The organism is Paenibacillus marinisediminis, from assembly GCF_054343325.1.
The window spans coordinates 836950-851719 of record NZ_JBTGUH010000001.1; the positions used below are offsets into that span (position 1 = coordinate 836950).

12 protein-coding genes are annotated in these 14770 nt (G+C 48.1%); 3 read left to right on the top strand and 9 right to left on the bottom strand.

Annotation, left to right across the window (positions count from 1 at the left end; translation table 11 throughout):
* Positions 1-29 precede the first annotated feature (29 nt).
* From ACXX53_RS03765 to ACXX53_RS03795, 7 genes are all read right to left on the bottom strand, one after another.
* A complete protein-coding gene (locus ACXX53_RS03765) occupies positions 30-2612 on the bottom strand; it encodes a beta-mannosidase (protein ID WP_458567248.1) in 2583 nt (860 codons plus the stop codon).
* A gap of 90 nt (positions 2613-2702) precedes the next feature.
* On the bottom strand, positions 2703-3764 hold the full coding sequence (locus ACXX53_RS03770; RefSeq protein WP_458567249.1) for a BtaManbiosPhlase: 1062 nt from the start codon (positions 3762-3764) through the stop codon (positions 2703-2705).
* A gap of 42 nt (positions 3765-3806) precedes the next feature.
* A complete protein-coding gene (locus ACXX53_RS03775; protein WP_458567250.1) occupies positions 3807-4754 on the bottom strand; it encodes an MTP-1 family protein in 948 nt (315 codons plus the stop codon).
* A gap of 85 nt (positions 4755-4839) precedes the next feature.
* Positions 4840-6471: an alpha-glucosidase gene (locus ACXX53_RS03780; protein WP_458567251.1), complete on the bottom strand. Its 1632-nt coding sequence runs from the start codon at positions 6469-6471 to the stop codon at positions 4840-4842.
* Positions 6472-6534: 63 nt separating this feature from the next.
* On the bottom strand, positions 6535-7374 hold the full coding sequence (locus tag ACXX53_RS03785; RefSeq protein WP_458567252.1) for a carbohydrate ABC transporter permease: 840 nt from the start codon (positions 7372-7374) through the stop codon (positions 6535-6537).
* Complete coding sequence (locus ACXX53_RS03790; RefSeq protein ID WP_458567671.1) at positions 7361-8239, bottom strand: carbohydrate ABC transporter permease; 879 nt, start codon at positions 8237-8239, stop codon at positions 7361-7363. Before ACXX53_RS03790 ends, ACXX53_RS03785 begins: the two co-directional genes overlap by 14 nt.
* Positions 8239-9564, bottom strand: coding sequence for an ABC transporter substrate-binding protein (locus ACXX53_RS03795; protein WP_458567253.1), 1326 nt, complete (start codon positions 9562-9564; stop codon positions 8239-8241). The genes ACXX53_RS03790 and ACXX53_RS03795 overlap by 1 nt, the downstream gene beginning before the upstream one ends.
* Before the next feature lie 379 nt (positions 9565-9943).
* Here ACXX53_RS03795 and ACXX53_RS03800 point away from each other — a divergent pair, with 379 nt between their 5' ends.
* The 3 genes from ACXX53_RS03800 to ACXX53_RS03810 all read left to right on the top strand — a co-directional run bounded on the left by ACXX53_RS03800 (position 9944) and on the right by ACXX53_RS03810 (position 12724).
* Positions 9944-10975 (top strand): LacI family DNA-binding transcriptional regulator, encoded by a 1032-nt coding sequence (locus ACXX53_RS03800; protein WP_458567254.1) that lies wholly within the window; start codon positions 9944-9946, stop codon positions 10973-10975.
* A gap of 197 nt (positions 10976-11172) precedes the next feature.
* Positions 11173-12060 carry an HD-GYP domain-containing protein gene (locus tag ACXX53_RS03805; RefSeq protein WP_458567255.1) on the top strand — a complete coding sequence of 296 codons (888 nt, stop codon included), beginning with the start codon at positions 11173-11175 and terminating at the stop codon, positions 12058-12060.
* Between the two features lie 349 nt (positions 12061-12409).
* Positions 12410-12724, top strand: coding sequence for a hypothetical protein (locus ACXX53_RS03810; protein ID WP_458567256.1), 315 nt, complete (start codon positions 12410-12412; stop codon positions 12722-12724).
* 136 nt (positions 12725-12860) lie between these two features.
* Here ACXX53_RS03810 and ACXX53_RS03815 read toward each other — a convergent pair whose 3' ends face one another.
* Positions 12861-13979, bottom strand: a complete 1119-nt coding sequence (locus ACXX53_RS03815; protein ID WP_458567257.1) for a Gfo/Idh/MocA family protein — start codon at positions 13977-13979, stop codon at positions 12861-12863.
* A 46-nt stretch (positions 13980-14025) separates the two neighbouring features.
* Positions 14026-14655, bottom strand: coding sequence for a ThuA domain-containing protein (locus ACXX53_RS03820; RefSeq protein ID WP_458567258.1), 630 nt, complete (start codon positions 14653-14655; stop codon positions 14026-14028).
* Between the last annotated feature and the right edge of the window lie 115 nt (positions 14656-14770).

Here is a 14770-nt window from a genome sequence, read left to right on the forward strand (position 1 = left end):
ACTTTCAAGAGAAGCTTGCAGCTATATTCTTACTTGGTGTTCAGCGCAGATACTCGAAGACTGTCCCAAGGAATCAGATCGCCATTCGGATGAGAGATCCGAATGACTCGATCCTGACCAGGGAGTAGATCGAAGAAATTGTCCTCGATCACAACCCAAGGAGAATCCAGCTCAATCTTCACCATGCGCGCGAATCGATCAGTACGAATCCGAAGCGTACCTGAACATGCTTCCTGTTCGGACACCTCAACTTGCAGCTGAGCTGTCTCCAAGATCATTTCCCGTTGATCACGCATATAATAGAAGTTATCCTCGGTTAGTCCTGAAGCAGAACGCATGACGATGACAACCTTGGTCGGCTCCTCACCTGCCAAGATATCCGCTTCCTGCAGCTCCTCAATCATCTGTTTACTGTTAGGAGCAATATTCACTTCATAGAGGCGTCGACTTGCCAATCCTCCATCCATACGATAGACAAGCAGTTCAATGGAGTCGTTATAAGCTTCCAGCTTGTCATTCAGCACCCACAGCTTCAGATTGCTTCCTGCATCGTGATCGATCGTCAGCAGCACTGGCGCAAAGAATTTGCGCGAGTAATGATAAGCAGCCTTAGGCAGCCCGTAATAATCGATTACGGACCAGCTCGTCCCAGGCCAGCAGTCATTCAACTGCCAGTACAAGGCTCCGCTCGTCTCCGGCTTGTTGCGGCGGTAATGCTCGATACCGTACTTCAAGCCCTCAGCCTGAGTCAGCATCGAGTAATTCATATACTCCTCGATGTCACGAGGGACTCCCGTGTAGCCTTCCATCAGAAGCACACCCTTTGGATGATGGATGTCCTTATTGCGATACATCATCTCTTCACTGCCAAAGACGAATTCACGTTCCGGAATATTGCGCTGCAACGTATATCGATTCGAGGAGGCATGCATCCCGAATTCACTTGCGAACTTGGTCGTGTCTCCTTTGAATTTCTTAAACGACAAGCCTTCCACGCTGTAATCCTGCAGCTGCGGCTCGCCGAACTGACGAGGCTCGATGTTGCCGTGCCATACCTGCCAGTTATGCGTGTCGCCTACATCGCGAGAATTATGATCGTTGCCGCCATATGGCGAGCTCGGCCAGAACAAACGTGAAGGATCAAGCTGCTCAAGCAGAGCAGGCATCATCTCATGATAGATCTTCTCTCCATAGAACGGATGCGGAATCTCACCGCTCGCATGCAGCGCTTCGTACAGCCAATCGTTCTCGTTGTTGCCGCACCATAACGCAAGACAAGTGCGGCTGCGGAGCCGTTTTACAACCGCTTCAATCTCACGGCGCACATTGTCCATGAAGTTGCGGTTGTAGTCAGGATACAGCGCGCAGGCGAACATGAAGTCCTGCCACACGAGGAGACCGAGACGATCGCACTCGTCATAGAAGATGTCGCGCTCATAGATGCCGCCGCCCCATACGCGCAGCATGTTCATATTCGCGGCCTTCGACATCTCGATCAGGTTCGTGTAGCGTTGATCAGGCACAGCTGCAATGAAGCTGTCGATCGGGATCCAGTTCGCGCCCTTGGCGAACAGCTTCACACCGTTCAAGACGAAGGTGAAGGCATGCTCCCCCTTCTCGTCGTGAAGCTGGAGCTCTACAGTGCGGATGCCAAGCTGCTGCTCATATTCATCCAGCAGCACATCTCCGGCGAGCAGCGAGATGCGCAGGCGATATAGATACGGATCGCCTAAGTCGTGGGTCCACCACAGCTGCGGGTTCAGAACCTTGAGCTGCAGCTCGCTGCTCAAGGCGAATGCGCTGCGGGCTCCGTCCTGTACATACGCGGCGGAGCCCTCTAACGGAGCGGTCTGGCGCGCGACAGCACGCCCGTCCGCATCCAGCAGCTCCGCGCACACCGAATACCCGTGTGCGCGGCTGCGCTCATACGTGCGGATGTCCACTGTGACATCCACCACGGCTTCCTTCGCCTCGGCCGCAATCGCAGCCGTGCGTGCAAACACATGGTCCACATGAGCGCGACTGCGCTTCACCAGGTGGACCTCACGCCAGATGCCCGCGCACACGAGGCGCGGGCCCCAATCCCACCCGAAATGGCTCTGTGCCTTACGGGTCCAGACCCGCTTCTTGCTGAAGCCCGACCATACATACTGCTTCTTGCTCTCCGCATGAAGCGCAACAGGGTCGATCTTCACCGCCAGCACATTCTTGCCGCGCTTCAGCTCGCGCGTTACTTCAAACGTATGACCGATGAACATATTATCGGTCGAACCCAGCTCGACCCCGTTCAGATACACGGTCGCGAACGTGTCGAGCCCGTCAAACACAAGCTCCATACGCTCGTTCACCTCGAGCGTATCGTCCCAGGTGAAGGTCGTGCGGTACCACCAGACCTTCTCTTCCACCCAACGGCACTTCTGATCGTTATGACCGAAGAACGGATCATCGATAATGCCGCGTTCGATTAAGGTGGAATGAACATCTCCCGGCACCTTTGTCGTCATCCAGAAATAATCGATATAGTCTGGCGACGCGATTTCCAGATCCCGCGCTTCCCCGACGTTATAATCCTTTAGCTTCCAGTTGTCAGATAGCAATAGCTTCAACTTCATACTCTCCTTCTTATGATGCAAATAAGATTACTGCCGCGCATACTAACAAGAAAGCCAAAGTCCCTTCCGACTTTGGCTTTCCCGTTATCTTTAAACGTACTTTAAGCTGTCCAATATTTCTTTCACGCTTAATTCCGCACATGCCATTGAAGTGTCGGCTACGCCGTAGTACATCTTCACGATATCGCCTTCTACAAGCGCGCCGCAAGAGAATACAACATCTCCGAAGAAGCCGTTCTTCTCATAATCCGCCTCCGGCTCCAATACCGGATGTTCAGAACGTGCAATAACCTTCGACGGATCGTTCAAGTCGAACAGCACAGCGCCCATGCAGTAGCGGTGCTCAAGCGTCGCACCGTGATAGAGTTCGAGCCATCCTTTTTCAGTCTTGAATGGAACCGCTCCGCCGCCCATACGGCCGCTGTCCCACATTCCCTCACGCAGGCCGATAACATGCTTATGATTGCCCCAGTAGAGCAGATTGTCGGACTCGGCAATCCAGATCTCAGGGTTACCGATGCTCTTCATCGTCGGACGATGCAGCGCGTAGTATTTGCCGTTCGCTTTCTCAGGGAAGATGAGCACATCCTTGTTATCAGGACCGAAGATCATGCCATGATGAGTCGTATTCACGAAGTCTTTCGTGGACACCATTGACTCGCCAACACCGACTGGGGATACTGCTGAGAAATAGATATAGTACGTATCATCAATTTGCGTTACGCGCGGATCCTCAATCCCGAACGTCTCCAACTCATTCGATGGGAAGATAAACGGCTTCTCATCAATCGTAAAGTTGTGACCATCCTTGCTGCGCGCAATGCGGATATAAGAGATAGAAGTCAGGTATTCAAACGTTGCGCTCTTCGCTACATTACGAATGACACGCGGATCAGAGAAATCATAACGCTCATCGTCTGTACGAAGCTCAATGATGTCCAGCTCATTCGTCTTCGGATTGTACACAGGCGCCTTAACAATCATCGGGTCAAGGCTAATTGGACGCTCCGCTACGCGAAGCAGCAGCAGCACTTCGCCATTATAAGAAGCTACACCCGCGTTGAAAGCGCCAATAACTTCAAAGTCATCACGATGAGGCTTTACATCTGCCGGTGTAATAATGGGATTCTCTTCATATCTATAAATGTTCATCATGTTAGCTCCTTAGATGTAAAAAAATCTAGTAAAAAAGCATTATGCCTGCTCGAATGATAAAAATGGATCTTGAATCGTCATACGGTGAGCTTCTGCATCACTGATACCGCAATAGATTGTAGCTGTGCCATCATGGCGACGAACTATTCCGCCGCTGAATACGACATCGACCAGATCAGGTCGCTTTGTTGCACCAGGTAGAAATTTGTCACGAATCGAGATCAACTGAATATTGCTGTGCTCGCCTGTTTGTGGATTGAATGCAAACACGCCAGGGTAGTAGTGGCGATCTCCCGCAGTATCGAAGCATGCGATATGTCCGAGCACGCCGATTAGACCATTCGCAAGCAGATGCGCTTCATTGGCGCCGCCCCACTCTTCGTCCGTGAATTGGCCTTCAAGCAGCGGCGCATCATTAATGATCTCGATGCTAAGATCCTCCAAGCGCTCTACTCGTGTAAAGCCGATCTTGCCGCGGCCGCCCTTGTCGCCCTGTGGACGAGTGAATACACCGATACTTCCATCTTGAAGCTCAACCAAGCGAAGGTCTTTCATGCCGTCCGGACCTGTAAAGAATGGCTTCAGCTCTTGAATGGCAGCGCCTTTGTAGAATACCGTGCGCCACATCAATGCGTTCTCCATCGTTGGATGCGGATAGATCTGTACGCCGCCGACAATCAGCTCGCCACGAATACGCGTGAAGAAAGGATCCTGCAATTCGAAGGTAGGTGCTCCTTCGCGCGGTACCCAAGCTCCGTCACGTTCAACGAAGAAGAATACTTCAGAATGTTCGCTGTCGCGAGATTCCACGCGTCCCGCAATAACCAGTTCACCTTGATCCAGGAAAGGTGCCGTGATGTTGTAAACATCTTTATCGCCTACACCTGTAAAGTTTAGCTTCTCAGCATCCTTCGCCATTGGGCTGAGAGCCATATATTCTTGAAGAAGCGTTTCACATGTCTTTACACCGCTGTTCGTTAACTTCAAATGGATTGCCCCCCATGCTCATTGTTCATTTTCATCACTATTCGATCATCGTATATATAAACTCTCATCACGATTGGAACTATACTCAATTAACCCATACTGCTGCTTCATAAGGTGCCAAGGAATAGACATTCGCAGCGGCCGTTTTCGCTGCTTGGCAGCTTGAACAATCCGGTTGCCGATTGTATGTGGAACCAACAGGAACCTCTGCAGGTTTCTCTCCGAAGTTTAGTAAAATCAACGCCTTCGAATTGCCTGCCTGACGTTCATATACCAGAACATTCTCGGATCGGCTCCAGTTTACATATTGTCCTTGATGCAGAGCGGGGTTCTCCTTGCGCAGCCGCAACAGAGCTTGGTAGAAGCTATATATCGAATCCGCTCGCCCCCGCTGGGCTTCCACGTTCAAGCGCTCTACCTCTGGCCCCATCGAGATCCAAGGCTCACTTGTAGAGAACCCGCCGTATTCGTCTCCGTTCCATTGCATAGGCGTTCGCGATTTGTCACGGCACTTCTCGTTCGCTTCCGCGAGCGCGATCCCTTTAGGCTTGCCGCTGTCGAGTGCCAGCTGATAAGCTGTTAAGCCCTGAACATCACGCATATCCGCGATTCGCGGTGCAACATAATCCCGCATGCCGACTTCATCGCCATAGTAGATGAACGGCACTCCCTTTGCAGTCAGCATCAGCGCAGCCATAAGCTTGGCACGCTTCTCTTCCAGCTCCTCATCCCCATCGCCAAAGCGCGAGATGAAGCGAGCCATATCATGACTGCCGAAGAAGAGCGTTGGAATCTGATCCTTCGCATGGAGCTGCTCCATCCGTTCGAGCTCTTCCATAAAGCGCTCTGGCTTATACGATGCCTGGCTGCCTAGATTGAAGTTGAATACGACATCCAGCATACCGCTGCCGCTGTATCGCTTCAGCTGTTCCATATCCTCGGAGCCAACTTCACCAACCATAAACTTGCCTTCACGATCATGGACATACGCGCATATATCAGCTATTGCGTCAAGTATCCCGTTCTGATCTTTATCATACAGATGCTCCTGCTCATGCTTATCCGAGTTATACGGATTGTCAGGATAGTCATCTGATACTTTCAAGAAGTTAATAACATCCAAGCGGAAGCCGTCCACGCCTTTATCCAGCCAGAAGCCCATAACGTCTTTCATAGCTGCTCGAACTTCCGGATTCGCCCAGTTCAAGTCCACTTGTTCTTTGGCAAATGCGTGATAGTAATACTGTTCCGTAGCTTCGTCATACTCCCAAGCCGACCCGCCAAAGAAGGACTCCCAGTTGTTCGGCGCCTCTCTTTCAACGGGATCTTTCCATATATACCAGTCGCGTTTCGGATTCTCACGGGATGACTTCGATTGCTGAAACCAAGGATGAGCTGCGGAGGTATGATTAAGCACCAGATCGACGATAACCTTGATCCCAAGACGCCGCGCTTCTTGTATGAAGGCATCGAATTGCTCCATCGTCCCATAATCAGGATCAATCGCATAATAGTCAGCGATATCATAGCCGTTATCTACCTTTGGCGACTTGTAAAATGGCGTCAGCCATACTCCGTCGACTCCGAGCTTTACCAATTCAGGAAGCTTGGATGTAATTCCGGGGAAATCGCCGATCCCGTCGCCATTGCCATCACAGAAACTCGGCATGTAGATCTCGTACCATACCGCTTGCTGCCACCATGCCGCAGTTGTCATGCAAGTCTTCCTCCTAAATATATCGCCTGTTCGGCCACTGACCGGAACAGGCGGTACATGTTCTTATTTCAAGCTGAATTGCATACCTTCCTTGAACTTCTTACCGAAGATCAAGAACAGAATAAGAATAGGCAATGTCAGCAGCGTGGATGCTGCATACAATGGTCCAGGGTATCCACCGTAAGGACCGAACATCTGTGACAAGAGTACGTTCAATGTCAACATGCTGTCGCTTTGCACCGCGATCATATCCCATAGGAGCTCAGTCCAGCGTTCCATCAACAGGAACAGGAAGATAACGGTTGTAATGGACTTCGACATCGGCATCATAATCTTATACAGAATCTTAAAGTCTGAAGCTCCATCGAGCTTAGCCGCTTCAATAAATACCGTTGGTATTGCTTTAAAGAAGTTCGTGTACATAAATATCGCCCACAAACTGACTGCCTTCGGAATGATCAAGCCCCAGTACGAATCGTACAGTCCAAGCTTCTGAATGATCAGGAAGTTCGGAATGAGCAAGATAATCGCCGGGAAGAACATATGGAACATGACGAAGTTGTTAATGGTATCGCGGCCTTTGAATTTAAGCTTCGATAACGCATAAGCAACCATGATCCCGAAGATCATCATCAATGCCGTGGAGGCCACGGAGACGATCACACTGTTGAAGAATGAATTGATCCATGGGCGTGCGATTCCAGCTTCTCCGCCTGTAAACAACCACTCATAAGACTTTAGCGTAAAGTCAGTCGGTATAAGCTTCTTATCTACAATTGACCAATCAGCAAACGAGTTTAATACCATATACAGATACGGGTAGACCATGACCAGGAGCAGCAAGGACGCAACGATATAGCGAACCGTCAGACGTGTTTTATTGTTTTGCTTAGACCCAACCATTTCGCTTACCCCACATTTCAAGGAATTTTCTAATGAAGAAGATGGAAATGAACGTCACCACAGAAGCCATGAGCGCTATAGCGGATGCATAACCAGTCTGCAGATTCGTAAAGGCTTGACTATAGATCTCCATCTGCCACGTATTCGTAGCATAGTTTGGCCCACCGCCTGTAAGCTGGTAAATCTCCGTAAAGATACCGAATGTTACACCGAAGGACAGAATCAACGTTGTATACATGGCAGGGTACAGAAGCGGAAGTGTAATCTTCCAGAAGCGCTGACGATCCGTTACACCATCGATAGCAGCCGCTTCGTATACTTCTTTATCAATGCTCTCAAGTCCTGAAGTCAGAATAAGCGCATAGTAGCCTGTAAATTTCCATGCAATGATTAGCGCGACAATAAATAGCGCCGAAAACGGAGTTCCGAGCCAATCAATATCGAGTCCAAAGTTATTGCGCAAGAATACGTTGATCGGGCTGTTGTAAGACAAGAAGCCCTGAGCAATCAAGGAAGCAACAACGCCGGAAGACATATACGGCAAGAAGAACCCGATCAGATACAAGCTGCGAAACTTTGGTAAGCCCTGAACCAGTACCGCAACACCGAGTGACATGATCGTAACGAGCGGTACGAATACAAGCATGAATTTGTACGTAACCCAGAATGCCGCTTGAACGCCTGGTGAGCTTAAGGCTTTCGTAAAGTTTTGTAACCCAACGAAATCATAGGTCGGTGAAATCATGTCCCAGTTGGTAAAGGAAAGATAGAACGAATAGAGCAGTGGCAACAAAAAGAATACGATCGAGAAAATAAGGTATGGACTGGCGAAGAGCCAGCCCAACTTATTATTGTTTTTTTCTATCATGATTGAAGTTCCTTTTCAATCGCCTTCTTCATGTTCTCCCAACCTGTTTTTGGATCAATTTCACCGCGTACGACCTTATTGAACGCTTCTGCTCCAATAATGGTTTGCAGTTCATTGTACTTAGGGTTGTCCATCATAGGCACACCAAGTGGAACGGATTCCGCATATGGACGCAGTTCAGGATTTTTATCCAAGATAGCTTGGAATTCAGGCAATGTCGTCAAGTCATCGCGTGCAGGAGGCAGGTTTGTTGTTTCAAACCATTTCACATCGTTCTTCGCGTCAGAGTATACCCACTTCAGGAAGTCCGCGCCTGCTTCTTGTTCTTCCTTCGGAACACTGGAGAACATGACTAAGCCCTTAGCGTCAGCATATGTCTTAGCCTGGGATGGATCCATTCCATCTGGTACTGGAGGCAAGGACAATGTGTATGTTTCACCATATTTCAACTCAGGATATTTCTCTTTCCAGAAGCTGAACGCCCATGGTCCAACGTCTGTGAACAGACCTACACCTGTTTCAAATGGATCGGTTACATTCTTTGCAAGAATTGCATTTTCTTTTTGCAGATCAGCTACAAACTCTAACATTTTGATACCAGCTTCATCATCAGCAACGAATTTGTCGCCTTCGATAAATTTGTTGCCGTCAGACGCTGCGTCGTACATGATAAAGAAGTCGAACCAACGCTTCCAAGCAGTTGGATCAGCTAGATCCGCACCTTTACCCCATACGAACTTGTCAGGATATTTTGCTTTCAGTTTCTTCGCTACATCAAGCACTTCACTGTACGTCTTAGGCGGTTCGTTATATCCAAGCTCCTTCAGAATATCCAAACGCCATCCAATCAGCATTGGATTCGAATAGATCGGCAGCAAGTATTGATGTCCGTCACTAAATTTCCAAGGTTTAATCGTTTCCGTCATGTGGCGGCTATCCACAATATCTTTGAATTGCGGCATTTCCTCGAGCGGCACAAGCGCTTTACTGTTTGCGAGCTGCGCTGCGAATCCGCGGTTGATGTTCTCAGAAATGGTAGGTGCATTACCGCTTGCAATTGCAGCCTGAATGCTTGCCTCTGAACTTGGTGTTTCTTTAATCGCGCTTACATTAACTTTCACGTTTGGATTAACTGCTTCATAGGCCTTAGCCATTTCCGTCCAGAACACTTGCTGCGGCGGGTTTGGAGCTGCCCAGAATTCAACTACAATTTTTCCGTCTTCTGTCTTTGGCCCCTTGGCAGCATCATTACCTGTCGAGCAACCCGCTAATACTGAGAACAGCATAGTGAGCGAAAGTAACAAAGCCATTTTCTTCTTCATGATGAAGTTCCTCCTGTGATGAGAATAATCTAGGTAATTCAATTAGTAACGTTACTTATTTCTCATTAACATTACTAGATATGATTACAAAACACTTGAAAGCGTTTGTAATCACATTATTAAACTTTTTATGCCGATTGTCAACAATGTTTATATTGAAAGAAACAATTACCAACCTTACAAGTAACGTGAATTCACACTTTACTAACTCCGTTTGTAACGTTACAATTATTTTTAAGGAATTAGTTTTGTAATGTACGAATATCTGGCATAATGTTAGTAGTATGTCATGCATACAGTTCATTTATCCCAAAACATTGTACGAACTCTCCAAGAACGCCTAATATTCCTAGTTCTCGTTAAAAGGAGTACTCTATAGATGAAACCAAAAGTAACAATGCAAGATATCGCAGATCATCTTGGAATTTCTAAAAATTCTGTTTCGCAAGCGCTATCAGGGAAGGACGGCGTGTCTGAAGAGACTCGCAGGCTAATCTATGAGGCCGCTGAGCAGATGGGGTATACGTATTCAAAAGGACGCCGCAAACGTATAATCGAATCGGAGCCTAGCAGAGGCACAGGGAACATTGCGCTGATTGCGTCAGACTTCGCTTTTTCTCAGAAGAGCTTCTTTGGTGAGATCTACTTAGCGATTGAGCGTGAAGCCTCTAACCGCGGCAGTAAATTGCTCATCCAGTCCATTACACAAGAGATGATGCAGAATCGGATCATGCCCTCCTTCATCGCGGATCATCAGGTGGATGGAATTCTGATCTTATCCCATATTGATACTTCATATACCAATGAAGTGATTGCGACTGGAATTCCGACCGTGCTCATTGATCATCATCATCCTGATGTGCATGCCGATTGTCTCTTAATAAATAATCGTTTTAGTGCTTATGAAGCTATCTCTCATCTTGTACAGTTAGGGCATAAGCAGATTGGATTCGTAGGGAACATTCAATTCTCCCCCAGTTATTATGAGCGATTGGATGGCTTTCGATTAGCGATGTATAACTACGGCTTGACTGTACGCGAGGAATGGATTCTGAAGCATGCCGAGGAGAACCAAGTTACGATTCTGTCTGCGATGCAAGCCTTAAAGGAGCAGCCTACCGCTTGGTTCTGTGTCAATGACGGGCTTGGCTTCCTCGTTAACTCTACCCTGCAGCAATTGGGGTACAGAATCCCTGCCGATATCTCCATCTGCAGCTTCGATAATGGCCAACTGTCACAATTAGCTGTTCCGAGTACGACTACGATGGATGTAGATCTGACGCTGTACGGGAGGAAAGCGGTCGAACAGCTATTCTGGCGCATGAAGCATCGCGAAGAACCATTTATGGAGATTCTCTTGCCGACTAAGTTGATCAAGCGTGAGTCTACGGCTGTATGTACAACTTCATAAACAACATGCTATTAGGGCTGCTTACAGAAAAAAATGTTCTGTGTGCAGCCCTTTTGAATACAGCTTCTGACTGTAACATTCATGACATAACACCGTATCTTTGTGACCTTAATTATATTCATTTTAGATCGTTACATGCCGATAATAATAGTAAAGCCGTTATCAATTGTTATAGCGTAGATAAGGAGGTCTCACTCATGTCTGATCTTAATGGGAATATAACGGCCCAAACAGTTGATGTCTCTTCTGATTTCTCACAGCGTTATAACGCAGCTGCACATGCTTTTAAAGGTATATTCGAACGGGTGCAAGCGAAACAAGACATTCCAGTCATGGAGATTCGTCAAATTATTAATTCTCTCATACAGGACATAGATGTTCATTCCAACTTGCTGTTTATACTCAAAAGATCCGAGGATCCCAGTCTATACATGTATGAGCACAGCGTCAGTGTTGGAACACTAGCTTACATAATGGCAAAATGGATGGGTACTCCTTCAAGTGAAAGAATGCAGGTCGCCTTAGCGGGAATATTGATGGATATTGGGAAGACGAGGCTCGATCCGAAGATCTTGTGGGAATCTGGAAAGCTGACGCCTAGTGAGTATGAAGATATGAAGCAGCATACAACTTATGGCTATGAGCAGTTGAAGCATATTCCTGGACTATCACAAGGCGTGGCGCTGGCAGCGCTTCAGCATCATGAGCGAGAAGATGGGAGCGGATATCCACTAGGCATTACCGGTGCCCAGATGCATCCTTACAGCAAGATCGTCGCGGTGATCGATATGTATCATGCCATGTGTTCTGAACGGTTGCATCAGAAAGCGGAATCCCCATTTTTAGTCATTGATAAACTGATTGAATATGGCTTTGGCAAGCTGGATCCTAAGGCTGTACTTGTATTCTCCAATGCAGTTGCCCGATTATCTGTCGGAAGCAACGTCATCTTAAACGATGGAACGGTAGGCAAAGTAGTCATGCTGAATCCCTACTACCCCACTCGTCCAATGATTGAAGTGGATCGCACGTTCATTAATCTAAATGATCAGCGAGATCGATGGATCGACAAGGTCATGTTCTAATACAAGATACTATTGATATACCCATAAACACAGCAATTTAGGACTTTCGTCCTTAAGCAGCTGTGTTTTTATGTGTTATGCCCCTGCAAATTCTTCTGAGCCCATATACTCATAGCAACTATATGAACATTTCCGTATGATGATGCAAGCCTCTTATATCAGTTCCAACCTGAACAGTTCTCCGCTTTACATTTATCCCCTTTAAAGTAAACCAACGTTATTAGTTACAAACACGTACAATGTTACTAGTTATAATCACCTGTAAAGTTAGGTTTTAAGAAAAGAACATTCACCATTTGAGATAAAATTATTGTATAATTCTTTTATAAATTTACCTTTGGAGTGCACTATGAAATCTTATCGACCTACTAAAGAACTATCTCACGAAAGCCAACTTACAGAAATTAACAGCCCTGAAGACCCACATGACGATCCCGCTGCTAAATGTATCCTCTCTATTGAAGATCTGATCAAGGCTTGCATCGATCAGAACAAGCTAATCCGCCTTCTCATTAATAAGGGAAGAGGAACTAAATTGTCTTTGCCTGGACGAATTGTTGGCTATGACAGCGAGACTCAAGTTATCAATGTATACCATGTAGATGAGAAACAGGTCTATAGCTTTTCTATTAATGAGGTTGAGGATCTTATCCCATTCTCCTAACTCCAACAGCCAATATAGCCGCTGCGGCTCGGCTCCTGACATTGCCGGACTGCAGCGGCTATATTCCATTCTCATAAGTTGATCTTAGCTTCTAGGTATTGGCGAAAGCTCACCGGTAGGTGAAGGTTGAGCCTTCCTACAGTACGCTATCTGGAGCAGCACCAAAGAGTGCCGGGCGTTCACAGCGGGACTTCATCTCATAATGGGTTCCCGATGAAGATGCAATATGGAAGCCGTGCATCGCTTCAAGCACGTGATTAGCCAACTGGCCATTTGCTCGATGCGGCGCCCCTGCACGAATAGCGCGCGCCATATCGATGAGACCGATTCCGCGAGAGTTGTCCGCATATCCATAGACGAGCGGGATCTCTTCCCAGTCCGCCGCTCCCAGCCGCTTCAGGTACACAGGTCCGCCAAAGGAGTTCGGATCCGGAACACGAAGCGTGCCATGTGTTCCGTAAATCTCGATTGGCGGAAGATCGCTTCCTGCCGGGATATCGAAGCTGGTAACGAGCGTGGCGATAGCCCCTTCCTCGAAGTCCAGTACACCGGCAATATGAGTCGGAACTTCTACCTCAATCGTTTGCCCGCTCAACGGCTCGCTTGTTATCGTCCGCTGAGGTGATGTAATCTGCGCCGAGCCGGTTACGCGCCGAATCGGTCCAAGCAGAGCGACAAGCGCGGTCAGATAGTACGGACCCATGTCAAACATCGGGCCGCCCCCGCGCTTATAGTAGAATTCAGGCGCAGGATGCCAGCTTTCATGACCGCCGCACAGCATGAAGCCAGACGCGGCGATCGGCTTGCCGATGACGCCATCCTCGATCAGCTTCAAGCAGGTCTGAATGCCTCCGCCTAGGAATGTGTCAGGCGCACCGCCAATAAGCAAGTTCTTCGCTTCAGCAAGCTCCAGCATTCGCTTGCCGTCTTCAAGCTCAACGGCAAAGGGCTTCTCGACATAGACATGCTTGCCCGCCTCCAGCGCACGAATGTTGACCTCCGCATGCGCGGCAGGAATCGTCAGGTTAATAATGATATCTATATCTTCATCACTCAGCATCTCTTCGACGGTTAATGCTCGGGGAATGCCGTGCTTCGCCGCTTTAAGCTGCGCCCGTTCCAGGTCTAGATCCGCGCAAGCTGCCAGTTCAACCTCTGCACAGCGCTGTAAGTTATGACAGTATATATCGCTAATGTTACCGCATCCAATAATCCCTGCGCGCAATGGTTCAACTTTACGATTGTTGTCCGTCATTTCTTGTGTCCTCCTCTTGCTCCCTAATTTATGCTTTTGCAGCTTCTTATTTCGCGGCCCACTTCATGCCGCGTCTCATCATGCCAAGCGTTTCCGGCATCGCAACAATATCCGCCTGATGGCCTAACGAGCAATAGAATACTTTGCCCGCTCCATACTGCTTCGTCCACGCAACAGGCATGTGCACATGGCCATGGAACACCGTATCCGCCAATACATGAATGGCAGGGTCCACATGCATATAATACTGTTCTGACACGACAGTGAAATCCTGCATTCCAGCTGTGATCTCATGCTCGTGATCCTTAATATGTACCTGATATACGACACCGTCATTGCCCGGATGCGCTACCCATTGACCGCCAACCATATACTGATACTCCGTCTCCTTGCGGAACGAATCGCCCATGCCTCCATGGCAGCCTGCAATTCCTACACCATGCTCGTGAACGGCACGCAGCAGCGGCTCCAATTGATCGGATGCAATCTCCCCCATCGTCCAGCATGGGACGATTAGATTCATACTGGACAAGTCTTCAGTCTTGAAGCTATCCAATGTATTCGATATATGAACTTCAAAGCCTTCTTCTTGCAGCACTCCTGCGAGCAACTCCGCAACCTCCTGCGGCTGGTGTCCATCCCAGCCTCCTTGAACGATTAATGCATGCTTCTTCATCGCTATTCGCTCCTCTTCTCGAATGTCTAAGTTGATCCTGCCGAAATCTCATTTTTCAGCACTAATGCGAGAGAACGCTATATTGTCCCCATCCCTATTTCTAAACCTAAATACG

Coding starts and splice junctions, on each gene's coding strand:
- ACXX53_RS03765 (WP_458567248.1), bottom strand. CDS start 2,612: ATGAAGTTGAAGCTATTGCTATCTGACAACTGGAAGCTAAAGGATTAT.
- ACXX53_RS03770 (WP_458567249.1), bottom strand. CDS start 3,764: ATGAACATTTATAGATATGAAGAGAATCCCATTATTACACCGGCAGAT.
- ACXX53_RS03780 (WP_458567251.1), bottom strand. CDS start 6,471: ATGACAACTGCGGCATGGTGGCAGCAAGCGGTATGGTACGAGATCTAC.
- ACXX53_RS03785 (WP_458567252.1), bottom strand. CDS start 7,374: ATGGTTGGGTCTAAGCAAAACAATAAAACACGTCTGACGGTTCGCTAT.
- ACXX53_RS03795 (WP_458567253.1), bottom strand. CDS start 9,564: ATGAAGAAGAAAATGGCTTTGTTACTTTCGCTCACTATGCTGTTCTCA.
- ACXX53_RS03800 (WP_458567254.1), top strand. CDS start 9,944: ATGAAACCAAAAGTAACAATGCAAGATATCGCAGATCATCTTGGAATT.
- ACXX53_RS03805 (WP_458567255.1), top strand. CDS start 11,173: ATGTCTGATCTTAATGGGAATATAACGGCCCAAACAGTTGATGTCTCT.
- ACXX53_RS03810 (WP_458567256.1), top strand. CDS start 12,410: ATGAAATCTTATCGACCTACTAAAGAACTATCTCACGAAAGCCAACTT.
- ACXX53_RS03815 (WP_458567257.1), bottom strand. CDS start 13,979: ATGACGGACAACAATCGTAAAGTTGAACCATTGCGCGCAGGGATTATT.
- ACXX53_RS03820 (WP_458567258.1), bottom strand. CDS start 14,655: ATGAAGAAGCATGCATTAATCGTTCAAGGAGGCTGGGATGGACACCAG.